Genomic DNA, 10,182 nt, shown 5'->3' with positions numbered 1-10,182 from the left:
GAGCCGCGGGTCGCCGCGGGCCGGCCCGCGACCGTGCCAGGCAGCTGGTGCAAAGGGCCGCAGGCGCGCTGGCCCGCGCGCGGCGGCGGCACGGATTGTCGCCCGCCCGGATTGTCGCGGCCTTCGGTCTGGTCTGCCTGATCGGCCTTGCGGCCCTGCCGGCGCTGACCTAGCGCCGGTGTAACCCTGGTCTAACCCTGGCCTAACCCTGCGGCAGCGTCGCCTGCATAGCGGGGCGTTGCGCGAAACCCGCCTCCCATTCGGCCAGCCGCGGATGGCCCTTGCGCCAGTCGCGGGCGCCATGGCGGAACTCCAGATAGCCCAGCGCGCAGCCGACGGCGATCTGTCCCATGTCCAGCGGCCCCTGCAGATGCGCCATCCAGCGCGTCTCCAGCGCCGCCAGCGCGCGGGCGATCTTGGCCCACTGCCCCTCGACCCAGGGCGAGAAGCGCAGATCTTCGGGCCGGGTCCGCGCCTCGTAGACGATCAGCACCGCGGCATCCAGAATCCCGTCCGCCGTCGCCTCGACGACCAGCGTGTCCCACAGCCGGGGCGCCTCGGGGTAAAGCCCCGCCCCCGCCCGCGAATCAAGGTAGCGGCAGATCACCCGGCTGTCATAGAGGACCAGCCCCTCATCGGTGACCAGGGCCGGGATCTTGCCCAGGGGGTTCTGGTCGACCGGCATGCTGCCCGGATCGACCGGCGTGCCCATGGCCGCGATCTCATCGATCCCGGTCAGCCCGGCCTCGCGGATCACCACGGAAACCTTGCGCACATAGGGCGAGGCGGCCGAGCGGTACAGCTTCATTCCGCCGCCCCTTTTGCCATGCCTTCCGCCATGCCGTCGGGCCGCTGTTCCTTCAGCCGGACCCGCGCCATCAGCCCGGCATCCAGCTCCCAGATCCGGCCGCGAAAGCGGATCACCCGGCGCAGCCGCGCCCCGGCATTGGCCTGGCGATCCTCGGCCCGGTCGGCCGGGCGGTGAAAGGCCACGCCCTCGCCCAGATCATCCAGCGCATCTTCGGCGCGCTGGTCGGTGCGGCCGGGATGGCTGCGGCGCGCGACCCAGCGACCGGCGGCAAGACCGGCCACCGCCACCGCGCCAAGGCGCAATGCGATGGGCAGCAGGGGCGCAAGGGGAAGGGGCATGGCGACCTCCGTCAGGGTGACGGGAATGCTAGGCCCCGCTGCGCCGCCTGTAAATGCCGCGTGCTAGTCGGGCAGCGCCCGCATCAGAGCGGCAATCCCCCGCGCGCCGGCATCGCCGCGCTCAAGCGCGGCAACAACACCCGCCCGCAGCGCCGAAGCCTTGTTCTGGTTCAGCTTCCAGGTGCCCTCGACCGTCTCGACCCGCAGCCGGAACGGCAGGATCATCCGCATCAGCCGCTCGATCGCGCCCGGGGTCATCTTGGCGCTGGTCCAGGGCCGCTTGCCGGCGATCCGCGCCTCATGCTCGGCCGACAGCGCGTCGACATGGGCGCACAGCGCCTCGGGCGGCAGCGGGTCCAGCACGCCGCGCAGATGGACGGCGACATAGTTCCAGGTCGGCACCTGATCGGGCACCGCCTCGTGCGGCCCGTACCAGTCGGGCGAGATATAGGCATCGGCGCCCGAGACGGCGATCACCGCCGGCACGGGCTGCGCGATGCGGCAGATCGGATTGCCGCGCGACAGATGCAGATCGGCCACCGCGCCCGCCGCATCCAGCAGGAAAGGCACATGCGAGACCAAGGGCCCCGCGTCGCCATTCACCATCAACAGGCCGAAGCCGCGGCTTCGGGCCAGCGACAGGCTGTCGGCGGCCGGGGTCTGGCGGAAGGCGGGGTTCGGATGCATGGGCGGGCCCTGGACCAAGGAAAAGGCCGCCCGGGTTTCCCTGGGCGGCCCTAGAATCCGGCTTGCCGGAAGCGCATCAGCCCTGACGGGCCTTGTAGCGCTTCTGCGTCTTGTTGATCACGTAGACCCGGCCCTTGCGGCGCACGATCTGGCAATCGCGGTGACGCGTCTTCAGCGAGCGGAGCGAGTTCGCAACCTTCATGGTGGTTCCCCTTTCCTGTTCGCGGCGCATCACGCGCCAGATTGCATCATGCCCCGGGGCGGACCCCGAAAGCTGTGGAATGGTGGGCGGTACTGGGATCGAACCAGTGGCCACTACGATGTCAACGTAGTGCTCTACCGCTGAGCTAACCGCCCCCCTCATCCGCCACGATCTGCCCCCGGCATCCTTCCCAAAAGAAAAGGACGCGGGACAAGCCGCGTCGGCGTGGGCGGGTCTATACTCAGAGTCGCAGGGGGCCGCAAGGGGTTTTGGGCTTTCATTCTCACCCGCTTGCGGCTTTAAAATGGTCAGGCCGTCGCGAAGCCTTGCTGCGGCACAGGTTGCCGTCCCGAGGTTCGCGTGCCGATCGTGCCGAATGTCCCTGTCTATCGCATCCTGCGCCCGCTGCGTCAAAGCGTGGCGGCGGTCTTCGCATCGCCGCATTCCGGGTCAGACTATCCGGCGCATTTCCTGGCCCGCTCGGCGCTGGACCGCCACATGATCCGGTCTTCGGAAGATGCCTTCGTCGACCGGCTGTTCGACATGGCGCCCGATTTCGGCGCGCCCTTCCTGGCCGCCCGCATGCCGCGCGCCTATATCGACCTGAATCGCGCCGCGGACGAGCTGGATCCCGGCGTGATCGACGGGGTGATGCGGGCGCCGCACAATCCCCGGGTGTCCTCGGGGCTGGGGGTCATTCCGCGCGTCGTGGCCGGCGGCCGGGCGATCTATTCCGGCAAACTGTCGCTGGACGAGGCGCAGGCCCGCATCCGCCAGGTCTGGCACCCCTATCACGAGGCGCTGCGCGGCCTGCTGGACCAGACCCGCGCCGAATTTGGCGAAGTGCTGCTGCTGGATTGCCATTCCATGCCGCATGAGGCGATCGACGCCCATATGCGCCCCGGCCAGCCGCGACCCGACGTGGTTCTGGGCGACCGCTTCGGCGCGGCGGCGCGGCGCGATCTGGTGGACCGGGTCGAGGCCGCCTTCACCTCGGCCGGGCTGCGGGTGGTGCGCAATGCGCCCTTTGCCGGGGCACATATCACCCAGGCCTATGGCCGGCCCTCGCGCGGGATGCATGCGATCCAGATCGAGATCGACCGCGCCTTGTACATGGACGAGGCCCGGATCGAACCCCGACCGGATTTCGCCGCCTTCCGCAGCCTGATGGCCGGGGTGGTGGCCGAAATCACCGGCGCCCTGCGCCACAGCCTGCCCTTGGCCGCGGAATAGCCGCGGGCGGCGCATCTGCTGCTTGACAGACCGGCCGCCACAGGCCGAGCCTGCCGCATCGCCAAAGCGGAGATGCCGATGCGCGCGCTTGCCCTGCTGCCCCTGTGCCATGGCCTGTTCCTGCTGGCAGGCCCCGCCGTTGCCGAAGACCGCTGGATGCAGATCCCGCCCCCGCCCGCCATGCCCGCGCCGGCAGAATCGGGCATGGCGGCGGTGAACGGCATCGAGATGTATTATGCCACCTATGGCGCCGGCGATCCGGTCCTGCTGATCCATGGCGGGCTGGGCCATGCCGACATCTGGGCCAATCAGGTCCGCGACCTGATGGCGGACCATCTGGTGATCGTGGCCGACAGCCGCGGCCATGGCCGCTCGACCCGGACCGAGGCGCCCTTCGGCTATGACCTGATGGCCAGCGACTATCTGGCGCTGCTGGATCACCTGAAGATCGACAAGGTCGATCTGGTGGGCTGGTCGGATGGCGGGATCATCGGGCTGGACATCGCGATGACCCATCCCGAACGGCTGGACCATCTGTTCGCCCAGGCCGCCAACATCACCACCGACGGGGTCAATCCGGCAGTGGCGACCGATGCGGTCTTCGGCAGCTATATCGGCGGGATGGCCACCGATTACGCCCGCCTCTCGCCGACGCCCGACCAGTTCGAAAGCTTCGTGGCGCAAATCTCGGAAATGTGGGCCAGCCAGCCGAACTGGACCGATGCCCAGGTGGCGGCGATCACCGTGCCGACCGCCATCGTCGTGGGCGATCATGACGAGGCGATCCTGCCCGCCCACAGCCAGAAGATCGCCGCGCTGATCCCGGGCGCCAAGCTGGTGATCCTGCCCGATGCCAGCCATTTCGCGATGCTGCAGGCCCCCGAAGACTATACCGCCGCGGTACGGGCCTTCATCGACGGCTGATGCCACCGGCCGATCCTAGCGCAGCGACCGGCCCTTTATGATCGCATCCTGGCCGAAGCGGGCGCGAATCGCGTCGGTGGCGCGTTCGGCCTCTTCGCGCTTCTTCGCGCCCGGGTCCAGCAGGTCGGCGGTCTGGTCGGCCCTGTCGCCGGGGCAGAGATCGGCGATGCCGACCCCGATCAGCCGAAATGGCCCCCGCGCCCCGGCCTGGTCCAGCATCGCCCGGGCGGCGCGATAGATCCGGTCGGCCAGCTGTGTGGGGCCCGGCAGCGCCTGGCGGCGGGTGATCTGCTGGAAATCGCCGCGTTTCAGCTTCAACGCCACCGTGCGCCCGGCCAGATCCTTGGCCTTGGCCCGGTCCGAAACCTGTTCGGCCAGACGCCACAGATGGCCGTCCAGCAGATCGGCATCCGATGTATCCTCGAAAAACGTCGTCTCCTTGGAGATCGACTTCGGCATCTCGTCGCGCATCACCCGCCGGCGGTCCTCGCCCCGCGCCAGATGCCACAGCCTTTCGCCCATCTGGCCAAAGCGCGCCAGCAGATCCTCGCGCGGCCAGCGCAAGAGATCGGCGATGGTCCTGATCCCCGCCGCCTCCAGCGCGGCCTGCGTGGCCGTGCCCACACCCCAGATGATCCGCACTGGCTTTGGCGCCAGGAAGGCCTGGGTCTCGGCCCGGCCGATCACCGAAAAGCCGCGCGGCTTGTCCAGATCCGAGGCGATCTTGGCCAGGAACTTGTTATGCGACAGGCCGATGCTGCCCGACAGGCCCAGCTCCTCCTCCATCCGCTTGACCAGCCGCGCCAGCACCACGGCCGGGGGCGCGCCATGCAGACGCTCGGTTCCGGTCAGGTCCAGAAAGGCCTCGTCCAGGCTCAGGGGTTCGATCGCGGGCGTCAGCCCCTCCATCATCGCCCGAATGGCGCGGCTTGCCTCGACATAGGCGGCCATGCGCGGCTTCACCACCACCGCCTCGGGGCACAGTTTCAGCGCCTGGAACATCGGCATGGCCGAGCGCACGCCCTTGATCCGCGCCAGGTAGCAGCAGGTCGACACCACGCCCCGCGTGCCGCCGCCGACGATCACCGGCTGGTCGCGCAGATCGGGATTGTCGCGCTTTTCGACGCTGGCATAGAAGGCGTCGCAATCCATATGCGCGATCGACAGCCCGTCCAGTTCCGCATGCGCCAGCACCCGCGGCGAGCGGCAGGCCGGGCAGCGCCGCAGACCAGTCGGGCCGCCGGCAAAACGGGTCAGACAGTCTCGGCACAGGGCTTGGCCCGGGGCTTGGGACGGGGCTTGGCTCGGGGGGGCGGGCATGATGCGCCCATCCTAGCGCCGCGCCGGTCAGAATTCCACGTCCAGCTCGGCAATCTCTTCCGGTTCGGTCCGCGCGCCCTCGGTCCATTCGGCCATCAGGGGCCAGGCGCGGATATGGTCGACATAGGCCTGCAATTCGGCCGGCAGCGCCACCGAATAGGTGGCAAAGCGGGTGCAGACCGGCGCATAGAAAGCATCGGCCACCGTGGGCGCCGCGCCGAACAGGAAGGGCCCGCCATAGGCCGACAGGCATTCGGTCCAGATCTGCTTCACCCGCTCGATATCCGGCTTCGCGCCCGAGAAGACCTTGAAGCGGTCGTGATGCGCCTTCAGGTTCATCGGCAAGGCCGAGCGCAGATTGGCAAAGCCCGAATGCATCTCGCCCGAGATCGCCCGGCATTGCGCCCGCGCCACCGGATCGGCGGGGTAAAGCCCGGCTTCGGGATGGGTCTCGTGCAGGTATTCCGCCATGGCCAGCGTGTCCCAGACCGCCACCTTGCCATGGCTCAGCCGCGGCACCCGCACCGTGGGCGACAGCAGCAGCAGCTCCTGCCGGTTGTCGGCATCGTCGGGGTCCACCTTCGACTCGGCAAAGTCGATCCCGGCGATCTTGCACAGAAGCCAGCCGCGCAGCGACCAGGACGAGTAGTTTTTCGATGAAATCGTAAGCACTGCCTGCGGCATTTCCCCTGCGCCCCCTGCTTCCGTCGCCCCCGTCTCAGTCTGTGGTCGCATGGGCCCCGGGGACTGGCTAGCCTTTTTCCCAAAGATGGAGGCATACCCCCCGTGCTTTATGCTGCTTATCAAGGCACTGATGATTTTTTCGCCCCTTTGCGCGCCGCCGCGATCCTGGGCCTGTCCTATCTGCCGCGCGGCGCGGGGGGCTTTGCGCCGCTGCTGGCCCGCCAGGCCGCGCTGATGGAACTGGTCTCGCGCTTTCAGCTGACGCATGAACGGCCGCCCTTCGGCATCGGCCAGATCCGGGTCGAGAACCGCGACGTGCCGGTCTTTGAAGAGGTGGCGCTGGATCTGCCCTTCGGCCGGCTTTTGCATTTCCGCCGCGACATCGACACGGTGCAGCCGCGGGTTCTGGTCGTGGCGCCCCTGTCGGGCCATTTCGCCACGCTTCTGGCCGGCACGGTGCGCACGCTGCTGCGCGATCACGACGTCTATATCACCGACTGGAAGAATGCCCGCGACGTGCCACGATCCGAAGGCGATTTCGGGGTCGAGGATTACATGGCCTATCTGATCCGCTTTCTGGAACAGATCGGACCGGGCGCGCATGTTCTGGCGGTGTGCCAGCCCTGCGTGCAGACCCTGGCCGCGGTGGCGGTGATGTCGGAAGACCGCAACCCCGCGACGCCCCTGTCGATGACGCTGATGGCAGGCCCGGTGGATGTGCGCGAAAGCCCGACCGCGGTGAACGATCTGGCCCGGGACAAGCCCCTGGACTGGTTCAAGCGCAATGTGATCTCGGCCGTGCCCCTGCGCCATGCCGGCAGCGGCCGCCGGGTCTATCCGGGCTTTCTGCAGCTGACCGCCTTCCTGATGATGAACATGGACCGCCATGTCGCGCAGCACCGGCGGCTTTACGAGCATCTGGCGGCGGGCGAGGGGGCCGAGGCGCAGAAGATCCGGCAGTTCTATGACGAATACTTCGCCGTGCTGGATCTGACGGCGGAATTCTACATCGAGACGATCGAGCGGGTCTTCCAGCAGGCCCAGCTGGCGACGGGCGAATTCACCTATCGCGGCCGCCGGGTCGACCCCTCGGCCATCCGCCGCACAGCGCTGCTGACGGTGGAAGGCGGGCGCGACGACATTTGCGGGCTGGGCCAGACCGCGGCGGCGCATGACCTGTGTTCATCGCTGCGGCCGCATCTGAAACGGCACCATCTGCAGGCCAATGTCGGCCATTACGGCGTGTTCAACGGCCGGAAATGGGAGAAAGAGATCTATCCCGTGGTCCGCAACATGATTCTGGCGATGGAATGACCCGCCGCCAGCCCGGCCGCGCCCGGCTCAGGGCTTGGGCGGCACGCGCGGGCTGGGCAGTTCATGCGATTCCAGCGCCTCTTCCTCGGCGGGGGCGGCATAGCTTGTCTGCGATCCCAGCTGGCCATTGGCGGCAAAGCGGCGCTTGGTGGGGCGGCGCGTCGCCTTTTCGCTGAGGAACTCGGCCAGATTGAACGGCGGCTTCGAGGTGTTGTATCCCATGGGAGGGCCCTTTCCAGGCTATAGAATGGCAGGTGGCGGGCCGGGCCCCGATCCCCGGAAGGGGGCACGGTGCGGCTTTGGGCGCCAGCTGCAGGAAGACTGTGTCGGAAGGCTGCCGGCATCCGCGGCGGCCAGGCGCCTGCAGGCGCCGGTCTGGCCGTTCTCGGCTGGCGGGTCTTGGCTGGCAGATCTCGGTCGGTGCCCATGGCGGGCACATCGCCCCGCGCGGAAGATCCCGGCGGATCCTTTGGGCATGGGCCATTCCGCCCTCTGGGTCAATCACCAAGTTCCGCAAACCGCCCCGCTGCGCGGCCCCCTGCCCCGGTCCTGCCCCGTCCCTGCCCCGGCCCCGCCCCGGCCCCGCCCCGCCAATGGGCCGCCGCAGCCCCTGTACAGGCCGGGCAAAACCGTGTAGGCCCCGGCGGATGGCCTGAGGATTCCCGGTGCCGCGCCCTGTGGGAGAGGTGCGGCGGGGGCGATGAGGCCGCAATGTGGCTTCATACAGGGGGCGGATGGCCCCCGGACAGGATTCAAAGATGAACGATCTGGCATTGGCCGGGCCGCTGCAAGCGGCTTTGGCGGAAAAGGGCTATGACAGCCTGACCCCGGTGCAACATGCGGTGATCACCGAAGAAGCGGCGGGGCGCGACCTTCTGGTCTCGGCCCAGACCGGCTCGGGCAAGACGGTGGCCTTCGGGCTGGCCATCGCGCCCGAAGTGCTGGGCGGGGTGGACCGGCTGATGCCGGCCGACAAGCCGCTCGCTCTGGTCGTGGCGCCGACGCGCGAACTGGCCCAGCAGGTCGGACGCGAATTCGAATGGCTTTACGGCCCGGCCGGGGTGCAGCTGGCCTCTTGCGTGGGCGGCATGGATTATCGCACCGAACGCCGGGCGCTGGACCGCGGCGCCCATGTCGTCGTGGGCACGCCGGGCCGGCTGCGCGACCATATCGAGCGTGGCTCGCTGGATCTGTCGGAAGCCCGCGCCGTGGTGCTGGACGAGGCGGACGAGATGCTGGATCTGGGCTTTGCCGAGGATCTGGAATTCATCCTGGGCGCGGCGCCCGAAACCCGCCGCACGCTGATGTTCTCGGCCACCGTGCCGAAAGAGATTGAAAAGCTGGCCGGCACCTTCCAGCGCGATGCGCTGCGGCTGGTCGTGCAGGGCGAGGCGCGGCAGCACGCCGACATCGCCTATCGCGCCCTGAACGTGCAGGCCCGCGACAAGGAACACGCGATCTTCAACGTCCTGCGCTTCTACGAGGCGCAGACTGCCATCGTCTTCGCCAAGACCCGCGCCAATGTGAACCATCTGTTCGCCCGGATGATCAATCGCGGCTTCCAGGCCGTGGCACTGTCGGGCGAGCTGTCGCAGACCGAACGGATGCATGCGCTGCAGGCGCTGCGCGACGGCCGGGCCCGCGTCTGCATCGCCACCGACGTGGCGGCCCGCGGCATCGACCTGCCGGGGCTGGAACTGGTGATCCATGCCGATCTGCCGACCAATCCCGAAACCCTGCTGCACCGCTCGGGCCGCACCGGCCGGGCCGGGCGCAAGGGCACGTCGGTGCTGATCGTGCCGCCGGCCGAATTCCGCAAGGCCGGCCGCATCCTGCAGGGCGCCAAGGTCACTGCCGAGTGGGGCAAGGCCCCGGGCGCCGACGAGGTGCAGGCCCGCGAAGACGAGCGGCTGCTGGACCACCCCGCCCTGGCCGAAGCCCCGGGCGAGGAAGCCGGCATGGCCGGCGCGCTTCTGGAACGCTGGGGCCCCGATGCGGTGGCCTCGGCCTTCGTGCGGCTGTGGCGCGAGGGCCGCTCGGCCCCCGAGGAACTGTCGGATGCGCCGACCCAGGCCGCCCCGCTGCCGGCGCGCGAACGCGGCAGCTTCGGCCCCGCGGTCTGGTTCCGCCTGTCGGTCGGCCATACCGGCCGGGCCGAGGCACGCTGGCTGCTGCCGAAGATCTGTGACGCGGGCGGCATCGCCAAGGACGGGATCGGCGCGATCCGCGTCCAGCAGGACGAAACCTATGTGCAGATCGCCGAACCGCTGGTCGACCGCTATGGCGCCAGCCTGGAAATCGAACCGGGCCTGGTGATGGAACGGGTCGAGGGCGAGCCGGATCTGGGCCGCTTCGTGCCGCGCCTGGGCGCCGCGCCGGAAGGCCGCCGTCCCGAACGCGCGCCCGAACGCAAGACCGAAAAGCCCGCCTACCGCCCGAAACCCTCGCGCTTTGTCGAGGAAGACGGCACCGCCGCCGAGACGCCCCACGCGGCGGAAGCCGCCGAAGATCGCCCGGCGCGCAAGCCCTATGCCCGCCCGGCCGAGCGTGAGGCGCGCAAGCCCTATGCGCCGCGCGAAGATGCCCCGCGCAAACCCTATGCTCCGCGCGACGACGCGCCGCGCAAGCCCTGGGCCGAGCGGGGCGAAGGCGATGCGCCGCGCAAGCCC

General features: G+C 69.2%; 11 protein-coding genes and 1 tRNA gene. 4 read left to right on the top strand and 8 right to left on the bottom strand.

Features of this window, described 5'->3' with window-relative positions; translation table 11 throughout:
• Nucleotides 1-202 precede the first annotated feature (202 nt).
• From K1Y73_RS20065 to K1Y73_RS20045, 5 genes are all read right to left on the bottom strand, one after another.
• On the bottom strand, nucleotides 203-808 hold the full coding sequence (locus K1Y73_RS20065) for a glutathione S-transferase (protein ID WP_225030077.1): 606 nt from the start codon (nucleotides 806-808) through the stop codon (nucleotides 203-205).
• Entirely contained in the window at nucleotides 805-1,149 is a 345-nt protein-coding gene (locus K1Y73_RS20060; protein ID WP_225030075.1) for a hypothetical protein, read from the bottom strand. The genes K1Y73_RS20065 and K1Y73_RS20060 overlap by 4 nt, the downstream gene beginning before the upstream one ends.
• A 63-nt stretch (nucleotides 1,150-1,212) precedes the next feature.
• On the bottom strand, nucleotides 1,213-1,836 hold the full coding sequence (locus K1Y73_RS20055; protein ID WP_225030074.1) for an FMN-binding negative transcriptional regulator: 624 nt from the start codon (nucleotides 1,834-1,836) through the stop codon (nucleotides 1,213-1,215).
• 76 nt (nucleotides 1,837-1,912) lie between these two features.
• Nucleotides 1,913-2,038, bottom strand: a complete 126-nt coding sequence (ykgO, locus tag K1Y73_RS20050) for a type B 50S ribosomal protein L36 (RefSeq protein ID WP_100196728.1) — start codon at nucleotides 2,036-2,038, stop codon at nucleotides 1,913-1,915.
• An 80-nt stretch (nucleotides 2,039-2,118) separates the two neighbouring features.
• Nucleotides 2,119-2,193: transfer RNA gene (locus K1Y73_RS20045), tRNA-Val, on the bottom strand.
• 214 nt (nucleotides 2,194-2,407) lie between these two features.
• On the opposite strand from K1Y73_RS20045, the gene K1Y73_RS20040 reads away from it, so the two are divergent.
• Together K1Y73_RS20040 and K1Y73_RS20035 are read left to right on the top strand one after the other, a co-directional pair.
• Complete coding sequence (locus K1Y73_RS20040) at nucleotides 2,408-3,271, top strand: N-formylglutamate amidohydrolase (RefSeq protein ID WP_225030078.1); 864 nt, start codon at nucleotides 2,408-2,410, stop codon at nucleotides 3,269-3,271.
• Nucleotides 3,272-3,349: 78 nt separating this feature from the next.
• Nucleotides 3,350-4,195, top strand: coding sequence for an alpha/beta fold hydrolase (locus tag K1Y73_RS20035; RefSeq protein ID WP_225030073.1), 846 nt, complete (start codon nucleotides 3,350-3,352; stop codon nucleotides 4,193-4,195).
• A gap of 15 nt (nucleotides 4,196-4,210) precedes the next feature.
• On the opposite strand, the gene K1Y73_RS20030 is transcribed toward K1Y73_RS20035, so the two are convergent.
• Nucleotides 4,211-5,515 (bottom strand): DNA polymerase IV, encoded by a 1,305-nt coding sequence (locus K1Y73_RS20030; protein WP_225030072.1) that lies wholly within the window; start codon nucleotides 5,513-5,515, stop codon nucleotides 4,211-4,213.
• Nucleotides 5,516-5,542: 27 nt separating this feature from the next.
• The gene (locus K1Y73_RS20025) at nucleotides 5,543-6,187 is read right to left on the bottom strand and encodes a glutathione S-transferase family protein (RefSeq protein ID WP_225030071.1); all 645 of its coding nucleotides are present in this window, start codon (nucleotides 6,185-6,187) and stop codon (nucleotides 5,543-5,545) included.
• A 114-nt stretch (nucleotides 6,188-6,301) separates the two neighbouring features.
• On the opposite strand from K1Y73_RS20025, the gene K1Y73_RS20020 reads away from it, so the two are divergent.
• Nucleotides 6,302-7,513, top strand: a complete 1,212-nt coding sequence (locus tag K1Y73_RS20020; RefSeq protein ID WP_225030070.1) for a polyhydroxyalkanoate depolymerase — start codon at nucleotides 6,302-6,304, stop codon at nucleotides 7,511-7,513.
• A gap of 27 nt (nucleotides 7,514-7,540) precedes the next feature.
• Here K1Y73_RS20020 and K1Y73_RS20015 read toward each other — a convergent pair whose 3' ends face one another.
• Entirely contained in the window at nucleotides 7,541-7,735 is a 195-nt protein-coding gene (locus K1Y73_RS20015; RefSeq protein ID WP_225030069.1) for a hypothetical protein, read from the bottom strand.
• A 536-nt stretch (nucleotides 7,736-8,271) separates the two neighbouring features.
• On the opposite strand from K1Y73_RS20015, the gene K1Y73_RS20010 reads away from it, so the two are divergent.
• On the top strand, nucleotides 8,272-10,182 hold a 1,911-nt coding region (locus K1Y73_RS20010; RefSeq protein ID WP_225030068.1), incomplete at its 3' end, for a DEAD/DEAH box helicase.

Source organism: Xinfangfangia pollutisoli, from assembly GCF_020179405.1.
GTDB lineage: Bacteria > Pseudomonadota > Alphaproteobacteria > Rhodobacterales > Rhodobacteraceae > Pseudogemmobacter > Pseudogemmobacter pollutisoli.
The sequence above is the reverse complement of the archived record's forward strand: the minus strand, read 5'-3'. Positions and strand labels throughout refer to the sequence as shown.